This is a genomic window from Mesorhizobium sp. 8, from assembly GCF_006351905.1.
GTDB classification, from domain to species: Bacteria; Pseudomonadota; Alphaproteobacteria; order Rhizobiales; family Rhizobiaceae; genus Mesorhizobium; species Mesorhizobium composti.
In genome coordinates this window covers 2033894-2057028 of the sequence record NZ_CP040914.1, presented here as the reverse complement: position 1 = coordinate 2057028, position 23135 = coordinate 2033894, and the positions used below count along the sequence as shown (strand labels likewise).

Here is a 23135-nt window from a genome sequence, read left to right as displayed (position 1 = left end):
CAACGCCTCGGCGAAGTCGAGATGGCCGGTGCTTCACGGGATAATCGTCTCATGAGGGGCCTTCAGCCTGACCGAACTGGATACCAGTTCCACGAGTCCTTCGAAACGTAGCGCGTTATCTGCTTCGGTTCGAGGTAATTGGAAGGCCCCACCGGCCGAGTTCGCGCCCGATCCCGCTTTTCTTCACGCCGTCCAGGGCGCTTCGGCAAATGTCGGCTGGGAACAGTTGATCCAAATGATTCCGGCCTCGAGGGCATTGGCGACCCGCTCGGCCTGGTCGTTATCGGCGGTCATGGCGCCGAGATCGAACGCCCGTGCCGAGCAGACCTATCTTCTGGAACTGGGGAGGCCGGACCTGGACTGGAAGGAGCGCATCGGTGGCGATATCGCGCCAAGCGCGCAACTCCTGGCATTGATGAACGGCCTCGATCCGAATCCGGCCTACGTGCTCGACAAATACTGGCAGGTGAAAGCCTGCAACGAGGAGGCCCGCCGCCTGTTCGGGGACATCGATCAATTGTGCGATGTGAGCGAGCAATTCAAGGCGTATTGGCTCATGACGGATGTTGAGGACACGCCGTTCTGGCAAAAGATGTTGCGCCATTCGCTCTCCGGATCGCTGAACTTCACCTTCGCATCGCTCCGCCCGAGCGGGGAAGATGCCGTCTTCACCCTGTCGCTGCATACGCCTGCGAACCGGGAGGCGAGGGAAAGTCTGGAGCGACTCGTCCGAGCTGTGGCGCCGGAGTAAGCATCTGTGGTGTTCGACGGCCGCCGAGCCAGTACCTTGCGGCCGAACCCATCCCTGATAGCGACGAGGTAGAAAAAGCGGCACCGCAAGGAGAAAAAGGCTGGGCTGCGCATGAGACTTGATCTGCGATCTCACACAGAGACTTCAAACGATCGAAAAGAAGCTGATCTCCTGGCATTATCGAAACAACCTGTCCAATCGGCTGGAGACCATTCCTGGTGTCGGCTTTGTCATGGCCTCAGCACTTGCTTCCATCGTCCCTGACCGGAGGTTTTCAGATCAAGGCGGCATTTCGCTGCCTGGTTCGGCTTGGTGTCGCGACAAAATTCATCGGGCGGCAAGACGCGCCTCGGGCGCATCAGCAAACAAGGAAATCGATACATCCGGCAACTGTTCATCCTCGGCGCAACATCAGTGCTGCGATACGTCCGCCGTGACGGAGAGGGCGGGTCGATCTGGCTAGGTGGTCTGTTGCGACGCCGGCCGCCAAAGGTTGTCGCTGTCGCTCTTGCCAACAAGATGGCTCGCATCGCATGGGCGATCATGAGGGGGGACGGCGAGTATGAGGAAATCAACGAACTGAGAGCGGCCAGCCCAATCGGCTGAGCCGTCGAGGCGAAAGAGGTAAGTGAAGACGGCAACTCGATCCCGAGGGATCTGCCGAACCCGTTTAGCGTAGCAGACGTCAAGTCCGTCTAATCGATTGGGGCATGATCCTGGTGGAATCCTTCAAGGCCAGCGGCCGACAAGAATGGCCGCATCAAAGGCCGGATAAACGACTGTATCGAGATGCGCTGCATGGCCAAACCAAATTCACCTCAACGCGGGAGCCTTCCATCCATCGATTTTGAACAGCTCTTGTTCTGGCCCAAACTACATGGCCTCATGCCGATCGCGCGCATTGTCGGCGGCGCGGCCGTCGGCGTGCCACAACGCAGGGCATCGGCACGGCGTAGGCGACGCAGAAGCTTTGCCCGGCTCGGGATCGCGCCTGCCGACTTCGACGTGATCGAGCTGAACGAAGCCTTCGCCAGCCAGAGCATAGCCGTGTTGCGCGAGCTCGGCATCGCGGAAGACGCGGCGCATGTGAACCCGAATGGCGGCGCCATCCCACTCGGCCATCCGCTCGGCATGTCGGGCGCGCGTATCGCCGGCAGCGCAGCGCTGGAGCGTCGCGGCAGACTGGCGCTCACCACCGTGTGCGTGGCGTCGGCCAAGGCATTGCGATCTCGCTGGAGAAAGTGTGAGCGGCGGATCGCGCCGCCCCTTGTGAGCAGGAACCACCGCGATCCTCAGCGGATCGCGACGCTCGACGTGCAAGTTGCTGGGATAGGCGATGCCGCCCGAGCGCGGGACGGACGTACCTCCGATGGGGTATGCTTACGGGGCGCCCGCATCGTCATCCGCCCAGCGCGGGCGGCGCATCTGAAAGGTTTCGCCGATCGCAAGATAGTCCATGTAGCCCAGCCGGGCGAGGTTGCCGGCCTTCTTCTGATCGAACAGCCCGTCGCTCAGCATGGTGTCGTCGATATGGATGCCGACCACCTCGCCGGAGACGACGTAAACGCCAGCCCAGCGGCCGTCGAGGCCTTTCGGTTCGAGGATCTCTGTCAGCCGGCATTCGAGCACCGCCGGCGTGCCGGCGACATGCGGCGCGCCGATCAGCCGGCAAGGGGCCGCCTCGATCCCGGCATAGGCGAACTCGCTGGCGCCGCGTGGTGCATCCACCGACGTGGCGTTCATCTGGCGGGCGAATTTTTCTCCCACCAGATTGACGGCGAACTCGCCCGTCTCGCGAGCGAAGACGACGCTGTCCTTCTCCGCATCGGCGGAGAACCAGACGAGATAGGGTTCGACCGACAGCGCGTTGAAGAAGGAGAAAGGCGCGAGATTGATCGCGCCGGATTTGCCGCGCGTCGAGATCCAGCCGATCGGGCGCGGCGCCACGATCGCCTTGAACGGATCGTGGGGCAGGCCGTGCCCGTCGGACGGACGGTAAAACACCGCTGTCAGTCCTGCCGCGCGGCGATGACGTCGGCCTCGACCTTCCAGGCCGGGTTGGCCAGTCCCGAGACGACGACGGCCGTTGTCGCCGTCTGCACGCCGGCGAAGTGGCGGTTGCGGATGCCGGCATAGGTGATGATGTCCTCGGCCGACATGCAATAGGCGTTGAACTTGACGATGTCGGCGAAGCCCATGCCGGCGGAGGCGAGGATGGCGCGGATGTTTTTCATCATCTGCTCGGTCTGCTCCTCGAGGCTTTCAGGCACAGTGCCGTCGGGGCGCACGCCGACTTGTCCGGCGACGTAGAGATGCCGGCTGTCCTTCGGAGCCTCGACGCCGTGGGCGTAGAGGTTGCGCGCCGGCGGTGCGATGGTCGGCGGATTGTGCAGCTTGTTGGCCATTTCGTTCTCCCGTTGAAATCCGCGGGGTCCGCCGTTTCGCGGCCATGCGGCGTGGCTGAAATATCCAGAAACGTTATGTTGGTTGTCGAAATGAACTAATTGGTTGACATTGTCAACCAGTTGACGGCATGGCTGCTCCACAAAGGAGTGGATTTTCGACGATGGTTCGGGTTGAGGTGAGAGCGAAGTTCTCGTTTTTGACGAATCTGGGCCGACACAGGCAAAGGACGAGCGCGTGAACAGGCAGGGCACGATGACCGAGGACGCCGAGGATTCGGCGCAGATGATCGCCGCGCATGACGCGCGCGATCTTTTCTCGTTTCAGTTGCAGCGCCTGGCCGCGCTGTCGAGCCGCATCGCCTTCCTCTCCATCGGCCCGCGTTATCGGCTGACGGTACGGGAATGGCGCGCGCTTGCCGTGCTCGATTATCTGAAGGAGGCGCCGCTTCAGCTTCTGGCCAATCACAGCGGTCTGCTGAAAAGCCAGATGAGCCGCGTCGTGTCCGGCCTGATCGAGCGGGGCCTCATCAGCCGCTCCGAAAATCCCGAGGATGGGCGCAGCATCCTGCTGCGCCTGACTGGTGACGGCCGCGAAACGGTGGCAAAGATCCTCGCCGATTCGGAGCATCGCAACGAGATGATGCTCTCCAGCCTCTCGCCGCAGGACCGCCAGCACCTGCAAGATTCCTTCAGGGCGGTGTTCAAGAGCTCGATCGCCTATTACGACCGGCTCCGCCGCGAAGTGGCGGCCGCCGGCGGCGACCTCGGCGACGACGAATAGCGCAGCCGCGCGCAGGGTGAGCGCGTCGTCCGATCCGGGCAGCGCGTTGATCCGAACAAAATCAGCCATTTGATCGTTTGCGGGCGGGTCGGTCGGAACGGGTGTGGATTTTGCACGCAAGATAGTTGACGATGTGAACAATATAGTTTACGAAGTCAACCAAATTACGATGGAGACGTGCCCTTATGGAGATGGCAAAGCTGTTCATCGACGGCGAATGGCGCGAGGGAAGCGCCGGCCGGTCGGGCGCGGTAGTCGATCCGGCCACCGGTGAGGTCTTCGCTTTGGTAACCCATGCCGGGCCAGCCGATCTCGACTGCGCGCTCGCCGCCGCGCAGCGCGCCTTCCTCGAATGGCGACTCGTCTCGCCCTATGAACGCTCCAAGCTGCTGCGCAAGGCCGCCGATCTGTTGCGCCAGCGCGCCGAGACAATTGCCGCGCTGATGACGCGGGAGCAGGGCAAGCCGCTCGCCGAATCGCTCGGCGAGACGGTCGGCTCGGCCGACCACATCGACTGGTATGCGGAAGAGGGGCGCCGCGCCTACGGCCGCCTCATCCCGGCCCGCGCGCCGGGCGTGCGCCAGATCGTCATCAGGGAGCCGGTCGGCCCGGTCGCCGGCTTTTCGCCGTGGAATTTCCCGGTCAGCCAGGCGGTGCGCAAGATCGCCGGCGCTCTCGCCGCCGGCTGCACCATCATCATCAAGTGCCCGGAAGAAACGCCGTTCTCGGCCATTGAGCTGGTGCGCTGTTTCGCCGATGCCGGCATCCCGGCCGGTGCCGTCAATCTCGTCTTCGGCGTTCCGGCCGAAATCTCCGAATACCTCATTCCGGCGCAGCAGATCCGCAAGATCTCCTTCACAGGCTCCATTCCGGTCGGCAAGCTTCTCGGCCAGCTCGCGGCCGCCCACGTCAAGCGCGCCACGCTTGAACTCGGCGGCCATTCGCCCTTCATCGTCTGCGAGGACGCCGACCCGGAAGCGGCCGTCAAGCTCGGTCTGCTGCTGAAGTACCGCAATGCGGGGCAGGTCTGCGCCGCGCCGTCGCGCTACTTCGTCCATGAGCGCCATTACAAGCGTTTCGTCGATGCCTTCGTCGCCGGCTCCGAAGCGCTCAAGGTCGGTCCCGGCACCGAGCCCGGCGTGCAGATGGGGCCGCTTGCCAATTCCCGCCGACTCGATGCGATGCAGGCCTTCGTCGCCGACGCCGAGAGCCGCGGTGCCAAAGTGCTGACCGGCGGCAAGCGCATTGGCAATCAGGGCAACTTCTTCGCTCCGACCGTGCTGGTCGACACGCCGGAGGACGCAAGGCTGATGGTGGACGAGCCGTTCGGCCCGCTGGCGCCGATCGCCTCCTTCGCCAGCCTTGACGACGCCATCGCTCGCTCCAACAGCCTGCCTTACGGCCTTGCCGCCTTCGCTTTCACCAATTCCGAGCGCACCTCGACGCTGCTTGGTGATCGACTGGAATCGGGCATGATCTCGATCAATCATTTCGGCATCGCCGCGCCCGAGACGCCGTTCGGCGGCATCAAGGAAAGCGGCTTCGGCAGCGAGGGCGGCGTCGAAGGACTGGACGCTTTCCTGCAAACCAAATTCATCAGCGAACTGGGACTCAAGGACGCGGCGGCCTGAGTGGCGGCGGCCGGGAGGGCTGCCGGCAACGTCAAATGCGTGTCATCAATGGGAGAGAGACGAGCATGCGCAAATCCATGAAACAGGGCATCATCGCGGCGATAGCGGCGGTCGGCCTGTCCACCACGGCGATGGCCGCCGATACGCTGACCCTCGCCGGCCTTGGCGGCAAGGTGCAGGAAGACTTGACCAACACGCTGTTCAAGCCGGCGGCGGAAAAGGTCGGCGTCGAACTGCGCGGTGAATCGCACGACGGCCTTGCTGCCGTACGCGTACAGGTGCAATCCGGTGCGCCGGGTTGGGACGTCGCCCATCTCGGCGCCGAGGATTGCGCGATCGGCGCCGCTGAGGGCCTGTTCGAGCCGATCGACTATTCCGTCGTCAATGCCGACGGCATTCCTGAGCGGGCCCGCGGCAAGGACTGGGTCGGCACCAACACCTATTCGGTGGTGCTCGCCTGGCGCACCGACAAATACGGCGACAATCCGCCGAAGGACTGGAAGGATTTCTGGAACGTCGAGAAATTCCCCGGCCGCCGGGCGATGAGCGTCTATCCGCAGGAAATGATGGAGATTTCCCTGCTCGGTGACGGTGTTCCGCGCGATCAAGTCTATCCGCTCGACACCAAGCGTTCGCTTGCCGCCATCGCCAAGATCAAGCCGAATATCTCGGTGTGGTGGTCGTCCGGCGCCCAGTCGGCGCAACTGCTCAAGGACGGTGAGGTTGACATGGAGGCGATCTGGGGCAGCCGCATCGCCGGCGTCATCGCCGACGGTGCGCCGGTCAAGTTCACCTACCAGGACGGCGTCATCGGCTTCGGCTGCGTGGCGATCCTGAAGGGCACCAAGCATCTGGCCGAGGCGCAGAAGCTGGTGGCCAACATCGTCTCGCCGGAGATCCAGGCCCGCATCCCGACGATGATGGGCTACTACGGCCCGGCGAACCAGAAGGCCTTCGAGGTCGGCAAGTTCCCGCCCGAGGTACTCGCCCAGTCCAACCAGTCGCCCGAGAACGCGGCCAAGCAGGTCATCATGCAGCCGACCTGGTGGGCCGAGCACATGCAAGACGTGCAGGAAGACTTCAAGAACCTGATCACCCAGTAGGTTTTCGCCTGCAAAAGCCGGGGAGGGACTTCGCGTCCCTTCCCGCAACCGGAACATCTCCGCGCCGGCGCCCGTGCGCACCCATGCTTTTTGAGTGATCGACGATGATGCTGCCTGCGATATCGCGCGAGAAAACCATGTTCGACCGCGTTGCCTCCGAGGCGTTCGACGCCCGCCGGCCGCTGCGGCACAATGGGCTTTTCGTCATGTCCGCGCGCCGGGCGCATGACGTCCAGGCCTGAGGAGAAGCCGCCATGCCGGGCAAAGTCGAAATCCGGAACATCAGGAAGAGCTATGGCAGCTTCGTTGCCTTGAATGACGTGTCGCTCGACATCGCGCCGGGTGAATTCCTGACGCTGCTCGGTCCGTCCGGATCGGGCAAGACGACGCTTCTCAACGTGCTGGCCGGGTTCGTGCGGCCGGATTCTGGCTCGATCACCATCGACGGCACCGAATTTCTTACGCTTCCGCCGCACAAACGCAATCTCGGCATGGTGTTCCAGAACTACGCCCTGTTCCCGCATATGAGCGTGGGCCGGAATGTCGGCTATCCGCTGCGCCTGCGCGGCGTTCCCGCCACCGAGATCGAGCGGCGCGTGCGCGACGCGCTCGATCTGGTGCAGATGGCGCATCTGGCCGACCGCAGCGTCGATGCGCTGTCCGGCGGCCAGCGCCAGCGCGTGGCGCTCGCCCGCGCCATCGTCTTCGAGCCGTCGATCCTGCTCATGGACGAGCCGCTGTCGGCGCTCGACAAGAAGCTGCGCGAACATATGCAGCTCGAACTGAAGCGGCTGCACAACCGGCTGGGCACCACCACCGTCTACGTCACCCACGACCAGCGCGAGGCGCTGACGCTGTCGGACCGCATCGCGGTCGTCAACGGTGGCCGGATCGCGCAGCTCGGCACGCCCGACGAGATCTACGATCGGCCGAGGAACAAGTTCGTCGCCGACTTCATCGGCGAGACGCGCTTCCTGCCCGTTGAGCACGGCGCGTCCGGCCTTTCGCTGTACGGCCGTCCGCTCAAGGCACGCGACGAATGGAAGAGCTTCGATGGCGACACGCCCTGGCTGGTGGTCCGGCCCGAGCGGCTGCGCTGGTACGGCGAGGAAGCCGACGCGGCCAATCGTATCGATGCCGAGGCGACCGGCATCATCTACCAGGGCGATAGCTATCTGGTGACGGTGCGCATGCCGGATGGCGTCGAGATCGATCTGCGCCGCGGTCCCGACATCGCCGGCAAGGAACTGCTGCAGCGAGGCCAGCCGGTCCATCTGTGGCTCGACCGGGAGCACACCATACTGGTGTCGGACAAGCCATGACGCTGACCCTCGACCGTCCCGGCACATTGCCTGCCGTCGCGCCCAACGCCGACGCATTGCAGCGGCAAGGCGCGCGCGAGCGCCGCGCGCTGGCCTCGCTGACCCTGCCGGGTGCCGCCCTGATCTTCGTCGTGCTGATCCTGCCGATCGGCTGGCTGTTCTGGCAGTCGTTCTTCGGTGCCGCCGGCCAGCCGACGCTGGAAAATTACGCGCGCATGCTCAAGCCTGTCTATGTGCGCACCTTCGTCACTACTTTCGAGGTTTCCGGCCTGGTGACGCTCGCCTGCGTGCTGCTCGGCTATCCCGTCGCCTACCTGCTGGCGCAACTGCCGGAGCGGCTGGCCGGCCTGTTGATGATCTTCGTCATCCTGCCGTTCTGGACCTCGGTTCTGGTACGCACCTATGCCTGGCTGGTGCTCCTTCAGCGCACCGGTATCATCAACACGTGGCTGGTCGATGCGGGGCTGATTTCGGAGCCGCTGCCGCTCGTCCACAACATGCTCGGCGTGGTCATCGGCATGGTGCATGTCATGCTGCCGTTCCTCATCCTGCCGCTCTACGCCTCGATGCGGGCGATCGATCCCGTCTACATGCGCGCCGCCGCCAATTGCGGCGCTACCCCGGCGCAGGCCTTCCGCCAGGTCTTCCTGCCGCTGTCGCTGCCTGGCCTTGCCGCCGGCGTCGGCCTCGTCTTCGTGTTGTGCCTGGGTTTCTACGTCACGCCGGCGCTGCTCGGCGGCGGCCGCGTGTCGATGTGGGCCATGCAGATCGCCGACAACATATCCGTCTATGGCAACTGGGGCGCCGCAAGCTCGCTCGGCGTCGTGCTGCTGATCGTCACCGGCATCATCCTCTACGCCTTCAAGCGGCTGTTCAGGACGGAGAATTTCGGAGGGACGCACTGATGCTCTCCCGTCCGGCGACCCAGACCCAGATCACCCATCTGCAAAGGCTTTGGCTCTACGTGCTGGTGGGACTGGTGTTCTTCTTCCTGATCGTGCCTTGCCTGATCGTCATCCCGATGTCCTTCTCGGGCAGCAAATATCTGGAATTCCCGCCGCGTACTTGGAGCCTCCAGTGGTACGAGGCCTATCTTGGCTCGCCGGAATGGCGCGCCGCGACCTTCGTGTCGCTGCGGGCGGCGCTGCTGACCACGCTCTTCGCCACCACGCTCGGAACCATCGCCGCCTACGGCATCGCCCGCGTGCACGGCGCGGTGTCGTCGCTGGCGCGCGGCGTCTTCATGCTGCCCATGCTGGTGCCGCTCATCCTGCTCGCTATCGGCTGCTTCTTCGTCTACGCCAAGATCGGCCTGAACGGCACGACGACGGGTCTTGTCCTGGCGCACACCATGCTGGCGTTGCCCTTCGTCGTCATCGCGGTGCTGTCCGGCCTGGCGAGCTACGACATGAACCAGGAGCGCGTCGCCCAGAGCCTCGGCGCCTCGCGTCCCTGGGCCTTTCTTACCGTCACCCTGCCGCAGATCCGCCTTTCGGTGCTGTCCGGCGCGCTCTTCGCCTTCGTCACCTCCTTCGACGAGGTGGTGATCGCCCTGTTCATCACCGGCGGCCAGAACGCGACGCTGACCAGGCTGATGTTCGCCAACATCCGCGACCAGATCGATCCGACGGTGGCGGCGATCTCCTCGCTGCTGATCGGCCTGTCGATCCTGCTGCTGGTCGGCTCGCAGCTCCTGCTCCGCAAGGGAGTACGCAAATGAGCGGCCGCGTCGTCATCTGCGAATGCTTCGCCCGCGACGGATTGCAGCACGAACCGGCGATCGTCTCCACCGCCGACAAGATCGCGTTGATCGACGCTTTCACCGCCGCCGGCTTCCCCCGCATCGAAGCGACGAGCTATTCGCATCCCGTCAAGGTGCCGGCTTTCGGTGACGCTGACGCGGTGCTGACCGGTATCACGCGGCGGCCGGGTGTCTGGTACAAGGCGACGACGCCGAACCGCATCGGCGTCGAGCGCGCCGTCGCCGACCTTGCCGCCGGCCACGGCGCCAACGAGGTCAGCCTGCTCGCCTCGGCGACTGAATCCCACACCGAACGCAACCTCGGCACCTCGCGGGAAGGCCAATGGCGACGCATCGAGGAGATGGTCGCCGTCGCCGGCGATCGTTTCAGGCTGGTGGGCGTCATCTCGGTAGCGCTCGGCTGTCCCTTCGAAGGCGAGGTCCCGCCCGAGCGCGTGGTCGAGGACGTGCTGCGTTTCGCGCGGTACGGCGTGAAGATCGTCACCATCGGCGATACGACCGGCCTCGGCACGCCGGCCAAGGTCAGGCGACTGTTCCGGATGCTTGCCGAAGCAGTGCCGGACGTGATCGCGGTGGCGCATTTCCACGACACGCGTGGCGCCGGCATTGCCAACTGCATGGCGGCCTACGAAGCGGGCTGCTGCTATTTCGATTCCTCTTTCGGCGGCGTCGGCGGTCATCCGACGAATATCCGCTACGGCTCCGGCCGCGCCGGCAACGTCGCTACCGAGGACCTGGTCAACCTGTTCGAGATGGAAGTGATTGCCACCGGACTCGACCTCGACAGGGTGATGGAGGCCTCGCGGCTCTGCGAAAGCGTGCTCGGCCGCCAGTTGGACAGCAAGGTCGCGCGCGCAGGCTTCGCCGCCGCGCGCCACGAGAATGCGTGAAAGGACGGACATGCCCGACTGCGTCGTCGTCGAGAACCGGGAAGCGGTGCGGATCGTCCGCATGAACCGGCCCGACAAGCTGAATGCGCTCAACACCGAATTGACGCAGGGCCTGCTCGACGCGCTCGTCGCCGCCGATGCGGACGAGGCCGTGCACGCCGTCGTGCTCGCCGGCGAGGGCAGGGGCTTCTGCGCCGGCGCCGACCTTGCCGAATTCAAGGATCTGACGCCGGAACATCAGCACCGCGTGCTGGCGCGCGCCGACCTGACCTGCCGGCTGCAATCGAAGCTCCAGGAGATGAGGAAGCCGGTCGTCTCGGCGGTGCAGGGCGTGGCCGTCGGCGGGGGCGCGGGACTGGCGATTTCCTGCGACATGATGGTGGCCGGCGCCGATCTCAAATTCGGCTACCCGGAACTGAAGCACGACATCGTGCCGGCGCTGGTCATGACGGGGTTGCAGCGCCAACTCGGCCGCAAGGCCGCCTTCGAGATGATCAGCCTCGGCCGGCTGGTCGGCGCGGAGGAAGCGCAGGCGCTCGGCCTCGCCAACCGCGTGGTCGCGGCGGATGTCGTCATCGATGCCGCGCTCGAGATCGCCGGCCAGTGGGCGAAGGCCAATCCGATGGCGATGGCGGCGGCAAAATCGCTATTCTACCGCGTCGCCGACCTGCCTTTCGACGCCGCCATGGCTGCCGGCCGCGACGTCAACGCGCTGATGCGCGGCTTCCGGGGGCCGGCCAAGTGAAACCGCTCGACGGCATCCGCATCCTTGATTTCAGCCGCGTGCTCGCCGGGCCGATGGCAACGCAGATCCTGGCGGAACTCGGCGCCGAGGTCATAAAGATCGAGCGGCCTGGCGCCGGCGACGAGACGCGCTCCTTCGAGCCGCGCGTGGAAAGCGGCGACAGCGGCTATTTCTTCGCCTTCAACCGCGGCAAGAAATCCGTCACGCTCAACCTGAAATCGCCGCGCGGGCAGCAAATTGCGCGCCAGCTCGCCCGGCATGCCGACGTCGTGGTGGAAAATTTCCTGCCCGGCGAAATGGTGGCCTTCGGGCTCGGCTATGAGGCACTGAGCGCCGAAAACCCCGAGCTTGTCTATGTCTCCTGCACCGGCTTCGGCCAGACCGGCCCCTATAGCGACCGCAACGGCTACGACACGATCTTCCAGGCGCTGTCGGGTGTGATGGCGCTGACCGGCCATCCGGACGGTCCGCCCGCCAAGGTTGGTGTGCCGTTCGCCGACCTCACGTCCGGCCTGTGGATCGCGATCTCGGTGCTGACCGGCCTTGCCGGGCGCAAGCAAACGGGCAGTGGCACCCACATCGACTTGTCGATGCTTGACGTGCAGGTGTCGATGCTGACCATCGCGGCGGCGCGCTGGTTCCTGCTCGGCGAAGACCCGAAGCGCACCGGCACGGAGCATCCGGGACGCGTGCCGTCCGCCGCCTTCGAATGTGCCGATGGCCGCTGGCTGCACATTTCCGGTTCCGATCAGCATTGGGCGGCGACCTGCTCGGTGCTCGGCCTTGACGCGCTGGCCGCCGACCGCGCGCTCGATCGCAATTCGGAGCGCGTCGTGCAGCGCGAGCGGGTGATGGCTGCGATGATGGCGGCGACGGCGCGGCGCGGGCGTGACGAGCTGGCCGAGGCGCTGCGCGCGGCCAACGTTCCGGCCGGCGAGGTCAACAGCGTTGCCGAGATTCTTGCCGATCCGCATGTGGCGGCGCGCGGCATGGTCGCCGGCTTCGAGCATCCGAAAGCCGGCAGGGTCGGCGCGTTGAAAATGCCGGTCAGGTTGTCGGGCTACGACGAGATTTCGCCGGGCGTGCCCCCGGTCCTGGGGGCCGACACCGCGACCGTGCTTGCCGGCATGCTCGGCATCCCGGCTGCGGAGATCGACCAATTGCGTGGCGAAGGAGCGATTTGATGGCGGAGAAGAAACCGGTCGAGGTCAGGCGCGAAGGGGCGATCACCCGCGTTGTTCTCTCGCGGCCGCAAGCCCGCAATGCGCTCAATTTACCGATGTGCCACGGGCTTGCCGAAGCCTTCGCCGGGATTGACCGGGACGCCGACATCCGCGCCGTCCTCGTCGAAGGGGAGGGGCCGGTGTTCTGCGCGGGGGCCGACCTCAAGGAGCGCAAGGGTCATGACGCCGCCTGGATTCGGCAACGCCGCCTCGCGTCTTTTGCCGCTTATGCGGCGATCGAGCGCTGCACCCGGCCGGTGATCGCGCTGGTGCAGGGGCCGACGGTGGGCTCCGGCGGCGAGATCGCCATGAGTTGCGATTTCATCGTCGCCGCCAGCGATGCCAGCTTCCGCTTTCCGGAAGCGCACTGGGGAACGGTGGGCGCCACGCAACGCTTGCAACGCGTCATCGGCGTGTCGCGCGCCAAGGAACTGCTGTTCACCGCGCGCGAGATGCTGGCCGGGGAAGCCTATGCGCTGGGTATGGTGGCCCGTCTGGTCGAGCCGTCGCGGCTGAAAGAGGAGGGAATGGCGCTGGCGCTCCGGATCGCCGAGGCGCCGCCGCTTTCCATGGCGCTGACGAAGCAGTCCATTGATCTCGGCTCGCGCACGGACCTCGAGTCCGGCATCCGCGTCGAACTCGCGGCGATCGAGCGCGTGCTCGCCGACAATGGCTGGAAGAGCGGCATCGACCGCTTCCTCCAGTCGGTCGGCACGAACGGCAGCGAAGCGGGCGAGGCCCGCACGGTTTGAAAACTTGGATGCGGCCTTCGCGAAGCGCGAGGGCGCTTTTCAGGATCGTATCCGGACAAAGGAGAACGCCATGACCATGCTCGCCAATTCAGCCGCCGCCCGCGACATTCTCTACCAGGTGCATTCGCAGACCAACATCCGCCAGCACGAGAAGGACGGGCCGCTGATCGTCACGCGTGGCGAGGGCGCCTACATCTACGACGACAGCGGCAACCGCTATCTCGACGCCATGTCGGGGCTCTGGTGCGTGGCGCTCGGCTATTCCGACACGGCGGTCAAGGACGCCGTCAAGGCGCAGATCGACGACCTGCCCTATTTCCACCTCTTCGCCCACCGCTCCAACGATCCCTCTATCGACCTCGCCGAAAAGCTGATCCGGAATTCGCCGGGCATGGCTCGCGTCATTTTCCAGTGCTCTGGCTCGGAGGCGAACGACACTGCGGTCAAGCTCGTCTGGTACTACTGGAACGCGCTCGGCAAGCCCGAGAAAAAGAAGATCATCGCCCGCAAGCGCGCCTATCACGGCACCGGCGTCGCCTCGGGAAGCCTGACCTTCCTGCCCAACATCCATCGCGAGTTCGACCTGCCGCTCGACCGCTTCCTGCACGTGACCTGCCCGCACTACTATCGCGAGGGCCTGCCGGGCGAGAGCGAGGCCGATTTCGTCAAGCGGCTGGCCGACGAACTGGAACGGCTCATCCTTGCCGAAGGGCCGGACACGGTCGGCGGCTTCTTCGCCGAGCCGGTGATGGGCACCGGCGGCGTCGTCGTGCCGCCTGAGGGCTATTTCGAGGCGATCCAGGCGGTGCTGAAGAAATACGACGTGCTCAACGTCTCCGACGAGGTGATCTGCGGCTTCGGTCGTGCCGGCACATACTGGGGCGCCGAGGCGGTCGGCTACAAGCCGGACATGATCACCTGCGCCAAGGCGCTGTCTTCGGCCTACCTGCCGATCTCGGCCGTCCTCGTTTCGCAAAAGATCCTCGACGCGATGCGCGAACAGTCCGACAAGGTCGGCGTCTTCGGCCACGGTTATACCTATGGCGGGCACCCGGTCTGCGCGGCGGCAGCACTCGCTACGCTGAAGCGCTACGAGGAACTGGACACCACCAGCAACGCCCGCGAGGTCGGCGCCTATTTCCAGAAGCGGCTGGCGGAACTGAAGGATCATCCGATCGTCGGCGAGGTGCGCGGCATCGGCCTGATGGCCGGCGTCGAACTGGTCGGCGACAAGGCGACGAAAGCGCCGTTCGACGCTTCGCTGGGTGCGGCCGCCGCCTGCTCGCGTTTCGCGCTGGAGCGCGGGTTGATCACGCGCGATCTCGGCCAGACCATGTCGTTCTCGCCGCCGCTCGTCGTCACCCGCGAGGAGATCGACTTCATCGTGAACACTTTCCGCGTCGCGCTCGACCAGACGGCGGACTATGCCCGCGCCAAAGCGGCGGCCTGAGCGGGCGCGGCCATCATGCAAGCCAGCACGCTCTTCACCAACGGCGCGATCCACACGATGGACCCGGAGCGCCCACGCGCCGAAGCGCTCGCTGTCGATGCGGCGGGTCGCATTATGGCGGTCGGTTCCGTCGCCGAATTGAAACCGCTCGCCGGCGCGAACACCAAGACGGTCGATCTCAGCGGACGGTTCGTCATGCCCGGCGTGTTCGATTTCCATTTGCATGTGATCTCCGGCATGACGACGCGCCTGCGCTCCTTCGCCATCGATGCCGGCGACGATTTCGCCGCCATCCTCGATCATGTCAGGGCGGCTGCCGCCGGCAAGCGCGAGGGCGATTGGCTGACCGGCAGCGCCTATGGCGCCCGCGCGCTGGTCGATATTGAAGGCCTGGGCCTCGACGCCAAGCGGCAGTTGGACGAGGCGAGCGGCGGCCGGCCGGTGCTGCTGATCCACGGCAGCCTGCACGGCGCCTTCGCCAACGAGGCGGCGCTGGCGCGCGCCGGCATCGATGCGGCGACGCCGGACCCTGCGGGCGGGCGTATCGTGCGCATCGGCGGCGAGGCCACAGGGCTGCTCGAAGAGAATGCGATGTGGATGGTCGATGGCGCCATCCCTGTCCTCGGCGACGGCGAGATTGTCGACGTCGCGCGGGCGGCGGTGCGCTATTTCAATTCGGTCGGCGTCACCGGTTTCGTCGACGCCATGTCGACGCCGGAAATGATCGCCGCTTTCCGGGCATTGGACGATGCGGACGATCTTTCGACCTGGGCCGGCTTCACGCTTTCGGCGAGCCGCACCTGTTCGTCGTGGTCGCCGGAGGCGGAAGCCTTGCTCGCGCGCCGCGGCCAGGTCTGCGGGCCGCATATGGTGGCCGAAAACGCCAAGATATTCCTCGACGGCGTGCCGTCGCTGCGCACGGCGGCGATGCTCGATCCTTATCCGGACACCGGCGGGCACGGCGAAATGTACCTTTCGTCTGACGAGTTGCTCGCGGAAATGGCGGCCTTCGACCGGCAGGGCGTCGGCGTGAAGGTCCATGCGGTGGGCGATGCCGCTGTAGTGCGCGTGCTGGACGCGGTGGAACGGGTGCGGGCTGAGAACGGCGACGGCGGGCCGTGGCACCACATCGCCCACGGCCAGTATATCCCGCATAAGGATATCTCCCGCATGAAGCGGCTTCGGGTCATCGCCGACCTCAATCCGCCCATGTGGTTCGTCAACCAAGCCAGCCTGGCGCATGAGCGCGTGGTCGGCAGGGAGCGCTATGCGACGGTCTGGCCGATCCGCACCATGCTGGAGGCAGGCGTCACCATGGCGCTCGGTTCCGACTGGATGACGATCTTTCCCGAACTCGATCCGTGGCAGGCCCTTGCCGGCCTGCTGATGCGGCGCGATCCATCTGGAAAACTCGAAGGCGTGCATGGGCTGCACGAGGCGATCACGCTAGACCAGGCGCTGCCGCTGATGACGCGCAACGGCGCCGCCGGCATGGGGCTCGGCGACCGGACGGGGCGGCTGGCGCCCGGCCTCTCCGCCGACTTCATCGTGCTCGACCGCGATCTTTACGCCGTCGCACCGGAACAGATCGCCAGGACGAAGGTGCTCAGCACGGTCTTCGAAGGCCGGGAAGTCTACGCCGCGCCGGCCTGAGCGGCCTATACCATCTGAAAGAAAAATCCCGCCGATCAGCGGGATTTTTCGGTCCAGGCATCATCCTGCCGCAGCCAGCGCCTTGTCGAGCGCATCGACCAGAAGGTCGGCGTTTTCGCGTGAGAAGACCATCGGCGGGCGGATCTTCAGGAGATTGCGGCCGGCACCGGTGACACCGACCAGCACGCCGCGCTTAAGCAGGTCCTCGATGACGGCGCGCGCCTTGGCAGGCGCTGCCGCACCGTCCTCGACGATCTCGACGCCGGCGAACAGGCCGGTGCCACGCACGTCGCCGATCGCCGCGTGACGGCTCATCAACCCGGCAAGACCGGCGCGCAAGTAGGCGCCGACCTGGAGCGCGTTCTCCTGGAGGTTCTCGCTTTCCAGCACGTCGAGCACCGCATGGCCGGCGGCAGCCGCCACCTGGTTGCCGCCGAACGTGTTGAAATAGCGCTGCGTTTGCAGGAAGCCCTCCACCAGCGCGCGGCAGGCGACGACGACGCCGAGTGGCATGCCGTTGCCCATCGGCTTGCCCATGGTGACGATGTCGGGAACGATGCCGGCGTGCTGGAATCCCCAGAAATGCGTGCCGGTGCGGCCGAGCGCCGTCTGTACCTCATCAGCGACGATAAGGCCGCCGGCACGGCGGACCTCGGCGACGGCCAGGTCGAGATAAGCTTCCGGAACCGGGTAGAGGCCGTCCGAGGCGAAGACCGGACACACGAAGAGGGCGGCGGGCCGATGGCCGCGCTGTTCCAGCCCCTTGATCGCCTCGCTGTATTTTCCGGCATAGGCTGTCGGCGACAGGGCCTTGCCGTTGTCGCCGGCCGCGCCGGCGATGGCAGGAGCCGGAACCGCGCCGACCCAAGGCTGGAGCTGTTCGGCTGGAATGGTCGAGGTGTCCAGCGCGCCGATGATCGTGGAATTGCCGTGGAAGGCCGAGGTCGTGACCAGTGCGCCGCTGCCGCCGCTGTTGGCGATGGCGATGCGCCAGGCAAGCTCGTTCGCCTCGGTGCCGGAGCAGACAAATATAGCCGTGTCGAGATGATCCGGCATGGTGGCGAGCAGCCGCTCGGCATAGGCCACGACGATCTCGCTCGGATAGCGGGTGTTGGAGTTGAAGGTACCCGCCTGCTTCGCCATCGTGTCGGCCACGTGCGGGTGGCAATGGCCGACATGCGGCACGTTGTTGTAGGCGTCGAGATAGCGCTTGCCGTGGGCGTCCGTCACCCACACGCCCTCGCCCTTCACCGGCATGAAGGGCTGCTGGTAGAACTCCTTGTAGATCGGCCCCATCGCGCTGCGGCGTCGTGCCAGTAGATCCTCATAGGTCTTGTCGGTCGAGGCGGGACGGGAAGCGGCGGGAGCGTTCATGGCTTTCTCCAGTGTGGCGGTGGCTTGATCGGGGTCGATGGCGAAGGCGCGGGAAAGCGCCTGCCAGCCGAGTTCGGAAATATCGGTGCGGTAGGGCGAGACACCGCCGGCCAGCGCGGTGCGCCATGCGACGATGATCTCGCGCATGGCGAGGCGCGTCTTGACGAGGCCGAACAGGACGGCGATTTCCTCTCGCTCCAACGGCATTTCGGCACAATAGGCGGACAGGAACTGCCCGACGATGCCGAGCAGGTCCGGCTCGCCGTAGAGCTGGTGGGCGACGGCGATCGCCACCTCGTTGATGATCTGGGTTTCCACCATGTCGCCGAAGTCGATGAGGCCGGTGATCGCGCCCGAGCGCGGATCGCGCATGATGTTGTTCTGGTGGGCGTCGTTGTGAACGACCTGCCGCCGCAGCGACGACAGGGCGGGCAGCGTGTGCTCGCAAAAATCCGCCATCGCCCGTTCGGCCAGCGCGCGGCGCGCCGGGTCGGCGATCAGGCGGATGCGGTCGGCGAGGTCGGCCGCATGGTGCAGGTCCCAGATCATGCGGCTCGGACCGCCTCCGTGGCGAAAGCCGCTCAGCGCCCGGTCGAGGCGGCCGACGAGGCCGCCGGTCGCGCGCCGGAAGGCCGGCGTGGTGCGGAACTCCAGCGCCGGCTGGCCGGGCAGGTGCGTGACCAGCCGCGCCGAGAAGGAAACGCCGTCATGCAAGACCGATACGATCGCGCTGCCGTCACGGGCGGCGACGGTGCGCGGAACCGGCAGTCCCGGATCGACCCTGGCGATGTGGTCGAGCGCCGCGGTCTGGAACGCCAGCACTTTGGACGGCTCGGCAGCGTTGGCGATCTTGAGCACGTAGGCGCGGCCGTTGGAGGCGCTGACCATCAGGTTCTGGTCGCGCTCTCCGGACAGCGGCCTGAGCGTGCCGCGAAGGCCGTAAGCTTCGTCGAGCAGCGCCTCGAGTTCGCCTGTCGTCAGCCGCGGCACGCGGGCGGTGAGGATGCCGTCCGCGTCCGCCGCCTCGAAGCTTGCTTCTGTCCTCTTTGCGCTCACGCCTCAGGCTCCCGATGCGGCGCGGAAGCCGTTCATAAAACGGATTAGGTTGTCGCCGAGGATCGGCGACGGATAGCCGCCTTCCTGGATGATCGCCGTCGGCTTCTTCATAGCGCCCAGCATCTCGCCCATGTGCGCAAATCCCTCGCTCGTCACTTTCGTGCAAGCAAAAGGATCGGCCTCCGAGGCGTCGAGGCCCAGCGCCAGCACGACGACGTCGGGCGAGAATTTTTCGGCCGCGTCGATGCCGGCCTTGACGGCGGCCAGATAGACGGCGTCGCCCGACCCCACATCGACCGGGAGGTTGAGGTTGCAGCCCTCGCCGGCGCCTTCGCCGCGCTCGTCGGCGTAGCCGGCATAGAAAGGATAGGTGGTTCGCGGATCGGCGTGGACGGAGATCGTCTGCACGTCGGCGCGGTCGTAGAACAGGGTCTGCGTGCCGTTGCCGTGGTGGACGTCGACATCGAGGATGGTGACGCGGCCGGCGGCGCGGCGGGCGAGCGTTGCGGCGAGCGCGCCGTTGTTCAGGAAGCAGTAGCCGCAGGCCATGTCGCGATAGGCATGATGGCCGGGCGGGCGGCACAGCGCGTAGGCCGCGACCTCGCCGTCCAGCACCTTTTGCGTTGCCGCCAGCGCGCTGGCAGCGCTGGCGATCGTCGCTTCCCACGTATCCTCCAGAAGCACGCTGGCGCCGTCGGCGATGAAGTAGCCGGCCCGGCCGAGAAGGTCGTCCGGCAGGCGTCGCATATAGGCGTTCGGATGCAGGCTGGGCCTGAGTTCGAGCGAATCCGGGAAGCGCTCCTTCCACGCGGCATAGCCGGTCTTGAGGAAATCGAGGTAGCCGGCGTCGTGGACCTCGGCGATGACACCCATGTCGGCGGGCGCGGGCTGCACGAACTCGTCGGTGCATAGCTTGGCCGCGTCGTGAAGGGCTTTGAGCCGGTCCGGAATCTCCACGGCTTCGATCAGGCTGCCGCCGTAGAGCCGGGTGCGGACGTGGTGGCCAAGCTCGGCGGGATGAAAATAGGTGATCATCTTGTCCTCCTTGAAATGCACGATACGATCAGGATTTGCGGATCGGGTGGGTTGAAACCGGTGCGCCGGCCTGCCAAGTGAGCTGGGCATGACCGGGCGCCGGCCCGTCCCGAAGAACCAGGCGAGACGAGATGAACGAGAACCGGACCGTGCTGGTGAGCGGCTATGCGCAGGCGCCGCGCGGCACCGGCATGTCGGAAACCATGACCTGGCTCGGCGTGGTGCTGGAGATCGATCTCAAGACCCATGCGATCGTTGCCGCCGACGCCACGTTCGTGACTGAACTTGCGCGCGATTTCTTCCGCCGCACGGTGACGGGCTATTGCCTGACCGACGGGCTCGAAGGCTTGCTCGCGCTGATCGATAACCGTATCCATACGCCGTCAAAGAACTCCTTGCAGACTGCGACCCAGGCTGCTTTCCAGCGCTATGTTGAGGCCAGACAGGCGGGCAAGGGCTGAGCGGTATTCGGTGATCAGCCGCAGCGTGAGCTCGCCTGCGCCCGGCAGGTCGTCGACCAGCCCGGCGCTCTGGCCGGCCTCGATCTTGCCGTTAGCGACGTCGCCGTCGAGGGCGGCGAGTTTCAGCGAACTGCCGGAAAAGATGGCGCGCCGCGCCTCGATGTCGGCGCCTGCGGCTTCCGCCTCGAGAAAACGAGCGGAAAAATCGTTGGCGATCATGCGGATCGGACTCATGCCGCGCCCGACCAGCGCCGTGCCGGAAATGCCGATTTCCAGAACCTTGTGCTTGTAGGCTTCATGCACGCTCGCTTCCTTCGTCGCCAGATAGCGCGTGCCGAGCTGGGCCGCGTCGGCGCCGAGCGCCAGCATGGCGACGATGCCGGCGCCGTCGGCGACGCCGCCGCCGGCGATCAGGATGGCTTCCGGAGCGGCCTTTGCGATGGCGCGCACTAGCACCAGCGTCGAGACCTGGTCCGGCGGCGGATGACCGCCGGCCTCGCCGCCGACGGCGATGATGGCGTCGACGCCGGTCTCCAACGCCTTCAGCGCATGGGTCTCGGAGGCGACGACATGGATGCAGCGGATGCCCGCCGCCTTGAAGCGGCCGAGATATTTCTTCGGCCCGCCCTGCGAGGCGATGAGGATCGGCGCCTTCTCCTCGATGGCGATGTCGAGGATTTCGTCCGCCTGTTGCCGGTAGAGCGGCACGTTGACGGCAAAGGGCTTGTTGGTCGCCGTTTTGAGCGCGCGCAGCGCGGCGCGGAAATCCTCTGGATACATCGGACCGGCTGCGAGGACGCCGAGCCCGCCAGTATTGGAGACGGCGGCCGGCAGCGCCGGATTGGAGGACGCCCAGCTCATGCCGGCCTGCACGATCGGGTGGGCGACGCCGAAGGCCTTTGTGAAGCGCGTCGTCACGATGTCGTCTCCTTTTCCCCGAGTCCGAAGTGGCGCATGGCGTGCGTGATGAGCAGGCGCTTCGGCACCTTCGAGGAGGCCGTCAGTCCGACAATGTCGAAACTGTCGATGACGGCGAGGTATTTCGGCAGCTTGAAGCCGGCGAGCCGGGGTTTTGCCCAGGCCAGCACCTCGTCGGCCGTCACCGTCTCCCCCTCGCGCGGCACGACATAGGCGCCCGGTACTTCGATCAACCGCGGGTCGGGCAGGGCGAAAACCTGCGCCTGGCGGATCTTGGGATGGCCGATCAGCACGTCCTCGACGTCCGCCGGCGCGACGTTCTCGCCGCCGACGCGAATGATCTCCTTCAGCCGCCCGACAAAGGCGACGCGGCCGTCCTCGCGCATCACGCCCATGTCGCCGGTCTTAAGGAAGCCGTCGGCTGTCATCGTCTCGCGCGTCGCCGCCTCGTCGCGGTAGTAGCCCTTCATCACGCACCAGCCGCGCACTCGGATTTCGCCTTTCTGGCCCCGCGCCACTTCGGCGCCGGTCGCCGGATCGCAGATGCGCACGTCGAGCCCCGGATGCGGCCGCATCCAGCCGCCGATACGGTCCTCGACGGGGTCGCCGTGATCGGAGGCCATGATGTTGGGCGATGCTTCGGAGAGCCCGTAGCCGGTGACGGTCTGCGCCGCGCCGAACTCTTCCACGGTGCGGCGCATGATCGCCGGGCTGATCGCCGCCCAGCCGCCGCGCAGCGTGTAGGAAAGCGGCTGGAAATCGGGGCTGCCCAGCATCATCAGGTACATGGTGTCGTTGCCGGAGGTGAGGGTGCAGTGTTCCTCGCGGATCAGCTTCAGGGCCTCTTCGCCGGTAAAGCGGTACATGGTGACGAGCGTGACGGCATGGACAGCCGACAGCACCACCGCGAGCGTCGATCCGGCGACATGAAAGAACGGACGGGCGGAGAGATAGCGGTCGCCCTCGCGCACGCCCATGCGCTTGCCGAGGAAATAGGCGTCGGTCGTCATGTTGGCATGGGTCAGCAGCACGGCTTTCGGGAAGGAGGTCGAGCCGGAGGTGAATTGGATTAGCGCCACGTCGTCGGAAGCAGGTCGCGGCGGCAGTTCCGTCCGCTCCCCCGCCGCTAGGAAGTCGGCGAAGGTCCTGCAGGCGGCGGGAGCCTCTTCGCCGATGACCACGACATCGGTCAGGCGAGGCAGCTCCGGCGAGGGCAGAACGGTGTCGACGGTGGGGCAGACCTCGCGCAACACGGCGACGAAGTCGATTCTCAGCAGGCTTTCGACGGTGATCAGCAGGCGGGCGTCGGCCCGCTCGAGCTGCATGCGGATTTCGTCCGGCGTCAGCCTCGTGTTGACCGGCACGCAGACCGCGCCGACGCGCACGATGCCGTGGAACAGGATCGCCCATTCGACGCTGTTGCCGGCGCAGATCGCGACATGATCGCCGCGCTCGATGCCGGCGGCCGCCAGCGCCCGCGCGACGCCGAAGCTTTTCTCGTATAGTCGCTTGAAGCTGATGCGCTCGCCATTGCCGACCAGCGCCTCGGTTTCGGGCCTCATCGCTGCGGCCCGTTCCAGCGCCTCGCAGATAGTCGCCGGCATGTCGGGAAAGCCGGGCAGTCGAGAGTGCCGAGTCTGCGTGTCGTCCACCGACCAATCCTCCAAAATGAAAAACCGGCGGATGCCGTGGCTTGCGCCAAGGTATCCGCCGGTCTGAAGTCCTTCGAATGCGCTCACGCATTTTTGTGCGGAGCGCCAGGAAATCTCCTAGCTTCCGTTGAATGACTCCCGCCTTCGAGGTTGTCAACCCCGTGCCGGCGG

At 65.9% G+C, this 23135-nt stretch carries 20 protein-coding genes and 2 pseudogenes; 15 read left to right on the top strand and 7 right to left on the bottom strand.

The genetic code is table 11. The features are described 5' to 3' along the window. Positions 1 to 62: 62 nt before the first annotated feature. Positions 63 to 294, bottom strand: a pseudogene (locus FGU64_RS09985) (aldehyde dehydrogenase family protein); the annotation flags it as partial. Between FGU64_RS09985 and FGU64_RS09980 the strand changes: the two are divergent. Together FGU64_RS09980 and FGU64_RS23730 are read left to right on the top strand one after the other, a co-directional pair. Next, positions 236 to 751, top strand: a complete 516-nt coding sequence (locus FGU64_RS09980) for a hypothetical protein (protein WP_348639790.1) — start codon at positions 236 to 238, stop codon at positions 749 to 751. The pseudogene FGU64_RS09985 and the gene FGU64_RS09980 sit on opposite strands and share 59 nt — an antisense overlap. Before the next feature lie 798 nt (positions 752 to 1549). Then, positions 1550 to 1998, top strand: a pseudogene (locus FGU64_RS23730) (hypothetical protein); the annotation flags it as partial. 133 nt (positions 1999 to 2131) lie between these two features. On the opposite strand, the gene FGU64_RS09965 reads toward FGU64_RS23730, so the two are convergent. After that, entirely contained in the window at positions 2132 to 2755 is a 624-nt protein-coding gene (locus FGU64_RS09965) for a flavin reductase family protein (RefSeq protein ID WP_139953081.1), read from the bottom strand. A gap of 5 nt (positions 2756 to 2760) precedes the next feature. Beyond that, positions 2761 to 3156, bottom strand: coding sequence for a RidA family protein (locus FGU64_RS09960; RefSeq protein WP_139953079.1), 396 nt, complete (start codon positions 3154 to 3156; stop codon positions 2761 to 2763). A 235-nt stretch (positions 3157 to 3391) separates the two neighbouring features. Between FGU64_RS09960 and FGU64_RS09955 the strand changes: the two genes are divergently transcribed. The 12 genes from FGU64_RS09955 (at position 3392) to FGU64_RS09900 (ending at position 16468) form a co-directional block, all read left to right on the top strand. Then, complete coding sequence (locus tag FGU64_RS09955) at positions 3392 to 3937, top strand: MarR family winged helix-turn-helix transcriptional regulator (protein ID WP_139953077.1); 546 nt, start codon at positions 3392 to 3394, stop codon at positions 3935 to 3937. A 185-nt stretch (positions 3938 to 4122) separates the two neighbouring features. Further along, entirely contained in the window at positions 4123 to 5568 is a 1446-nt protein-coding gene (locus FGU64_RS09950; protein WP_139953075.1) for an NAD-dependent succinate-semialdehyde dehydrogenase, read from the top strand. A 65-nt stretch (positions 5569 to 5633) separates the two neighbouring features. Continuing rightward, positions 5634 to 6671 (top strand): ABC transporter substrate-binding protein, encoded by a 1038-nt coding sequence (locus FGU64_RS09945; protein ID WP_180375673.1) that lies wholly within the window; start codon positions 5634 to 5636, stop codon positions 6669 to 6671. A gap of 254 nt (positions 6672 to 6925) precedes the next feature. Next, on the top strand, positions 6926 to 7993 hold the full coding sequence (locus FGU64_RS09940) for an ABC transporter ATP-binding protein (RefSeq protein ID WP_139953071.1): 1068 nt from the start codon (positions 6926 to 6928) through the stop codon (positions 7991 to 7993). Continuing rightward, positions 7990 to 8898: an ABC transporter permease gene (locus FGU64_RS09935; RefSeq protein WP_139953069.1), complete on the top strand. Its 909-nt coding sequence runs from the start codon at positions 7990 to 7992 to the stop codon at positions 8896 to 8898. Before FGU64_RS09940 ends, FGU64_RS09935 begins: the two co-directional genes overlap by 4 nt. Continuing rightward, complete coding sequence (locus FGU64_RS09930) at positions 8898 to 9713, top strand: ABC transporter permease (RefSeq protein ID WP_139953066.1); 816 nt, start codon at positions 8898 to 8900, stop codon at positions 9711 to 9713. The genes FGU64_RS09935 and FGU64_RS09930 overlap by 1 nt, the downstream gene beginning before the upstream one ends. Further along, the gene (locus FGU64_RS09925; protein ID WP_139953063.1) at positions 9710 to 10645 is read left to right on the top strand and encodes a hydroxymethylglutaryl-CoA lyase; all 936 of its coding nucleotides are present in this window, start codon (positions 9710 to 9712) and stop codon (positions 10643 to 10645) included. Before FGU64_RS09930 ends, FGU64_RS09925 begins: the two co-directional genes overlap by 4 nt. After that, positions 10638 to 11390 carry an enoyl-CoA hydratase/isomerase family protein gene (locus FGU64_RS09920; protein ID WP_246671283.1) on the top strand — a complete coding sequence of 251 codons (753 nt, stop codon included), beginning with the start codon at positions 10638 to 10640 and terminating at the stop codon, positions 11388 to 11390. The genes FGU64_RS09925 and FGU64_RS09920 overlap by 8 nt, the downstream gene beginning before the upstream one ends. Continuing rightward, the gene (locus tag FGU64_RS09915; RefSeq protein ID WP_139953059.1) at positions 11387 to 12574 is read left to right on the top strand and encodes a CoA transferase; all 1188 of its coding nucleotides are present in this window, start codon (positions 11387 to 11389) and stop codon (positions 12572 to 12574) included. The genes FGU64_RS09920 and FGU64_RS09915 overlap by 4 nt, the downstream gene beginning before the upstream one ends. Then, a complete protein-coding gene (locus tag FGU64_RS09910; protein ID WP_139955334.1) occupies positions 12574 to 13365 on the top strand; it encodes an enoyl-CoA hydratase/isomerase family protein in 792 nt (263 codons plus the stop codon). The genes FGU64_RS09915 and FGU64_RS09910 overlap by 1 nt, the downstream gene beginning before the upstream one ends. A gap of 70 nt (positions 13366 to 13435) precedes the next feature. Further along, positions 13436 to 14815 (top strand): aminotransferase, encoded by a 1380-nt coding sequence (locus FGU64_RS09905; RefSeq protein ID WP_180375672.1) that lies wholly within the window; start codon positions 13436 to 13438, stop codon positions 14813 to 14815. Positions 14816 to 14830: 15 nt separating this feature from the next. Continuing rightward, positions 14831 to 16468: an amidohydrolase gene (locus tag FGU64_RS09900; protein ID WP_139953054.1), complete on the top strand. Its 1638-nt coding sequence runs from the start codon at positions 14831 to 14833 to the stop codon at positions 16466 to 16468. A 60-nt stretch (positions 16469 to 16528) separates the two neighbouring features. Here FGU64_RS09900 and FGU64_RS09895 read toward each other — a convergent pair whose 3' ends face one another. Together FGU64_RS09895 and FGU64_RS09890 are read right to left on the bottom strand one after the other, a co-directional pair. Next, positions 16529 to 18898 (bottom strand): aminotransferase class III-fold pyridoxal phosphate-dependent enzyme, encoded by a 2370-nt coding sequence (locus FGU64_RS09895; RefSeq protein ID WP_139953051.1) that lies wholly within the window; start codon positions 18896 to 18898, stop codon positions 16529 to 16531. 3 nt (positions 18899 to 18901) lie between these two features. Then, on the bottom strand, positions 18902 to 19933 hold the full coding sequence (locus FGU64_RS09890) for a histone deacetylase family protein (RefSeq protein WP_180375671.1): 1032 nt from the start codon (positions 19931 to 19933) through the stop codon (positions 18902 to 18904). A gap of 131 nt (positions 19934 to 20064) precedes the next feature. Here FGU64_RS09890 and FGU64_RS09885 point away from each other — a divergent pair, with 131 nt between their 5' ends. Then, positions 20065 to 20394 (top strand): DUF3870 domain-containing protein, encoded by a 330-nt coding sequence (locus FGU64_RS09885; RefSeq protein ID WP_139953043.1) that lies wholly within the window; start codon positions 20065 to 20067, stop codon positions 20392 to 20394. Here FGU64_RS09885 and FGU64_RS09880 read toward each other — a convergent pair. Both FGU64_RS09880 and FGU64_RS09875 read right to left on the bottom strand, forming a co-directional pair. Continuing rightward, the gene (locus FGU64_RS09880) at positions 20317 to 21312 is read right to left on the bottom strand and encodes a nitronate monooxygenase (protein ID WP_210239065.1); all 996 of its coding nucleotides are present in this window, start codon (positions 21310 to 21312) and stop codon (positions 20317 to 20319) included. The two genes, FGU64_RS09885 and FGU64_RS09880, sit on opposite strands and share 78 nt — an antisense overlap. Next, on the bottom strand, positions 21309 to 22964 hold the full coding sequence (locus FGU64_RS09875; protein ID WP_210239064.1) for an AMP-binding protein: 1656 nt from the start codon (positions 22962 to 22964) through the stop codon (positions 21309 to 21311). The genes FGU64_RS09880 and FGU64_RS09875 overlap by 4 nt, the downstream gene beginning before the upstream one ends. Positions 22965 to 23135: the final 171 nt, after the last annotated feature.

Coding starts and splice junctions, on each gene's coding strand:
- FGU64_RS09980 (WP_348639790.1), top strand. CDS start 236: ATGATTCCGGCCTCGAGGGCATTGGCGACCCGCTCGGCCTGGTCGTTA.
- FGU64_RS09960 (WP_139953079.1), bottom strand. CDS start 3,156: ATGGCCAACAAGCTGCACAATCCGCCGACCATCGCACCGCCGGCGCGC.
- FGU64_RS09950 (WP_139953075.1), top strand. CDS start 4,123: ATGGAGATGGCAAAGCTGTTCATCGACGGCGAATGGCGCGAGGGAAGC.
- FGU64_RS09945 (WP_180375673.1), top strand. CDS start 5,634: ATGCGCAAATCCATGAAACAGGGCATCATCGCGGCGATAGCGGCGGTC.
- FGU64_RS09940 (WP_139953071.1), top strand. CDS start 6,926: ATGCCGGGCAAAGTCGAAATCCGGAACATCAGGAAGAGCTATGGCAGC.
- FGU64_RS09935 (WP_139953069.1), top strand. CDS start 7,990: ATGACGCTGACCCTCGACCGTCCCGGCACATTGCCTGCCGTCGCGCCC.
- FGU64_RS09930 (WP_139953066.1), top strand. CDS start 8,898: ATGCTCTCCCGTCCGGCGACCCAGACCCAGATCACCCATCTGCAAAGG.
- FGU64_RS09925 (WP_139953063.1), top strand. CDS start 9,710: ATGAGCGGCCGCGTCGTCATCTGCGAATGCTTCGCCCGCGACGGATTG.
- FGU64_RS09920 (WP_246671283.1), top strand. CDS start 10,638: ATGCGTGAAAGGACGGACATGCCCGACTGCGTCGTCGTCGAGAACCGG.
- FGU64_RS09910 (WP_139955334.1), top strand. CDS start 12,574: ATGGCGGAGAAGAAACCGGTCGAGGTCAGGCGCGAAGGGGCGATCACC.
- FGU64_RS09905 (WP_180375672.1), top strand. CDS start 13,436: ATGACCATGCTCGCCAATTCAGCCGCCGCCCGCGACATTCTCTACCAG.
- FGU64_RS09900 (WP_139953054.1), top strand. CDS start 14,831: ATGCAAGCCAGCACGCTCTTCACCAACGGCGCGATCCACACGATGGAC.
- FGU64_RS09890 (WP_180375671.1), bottom strand. CDS start 19,933: ATGATCACCTATTTTCATCCCGCCGAGCTTGGCCACCACGTCCGCACC.
- FGU64_RS09885 (WP_139953043.1), top strand. CDS start 20,065: ATGAACGAGAACCGGACCGTGCTGGTGAGCGGCTATGCGCAGGCGCCG.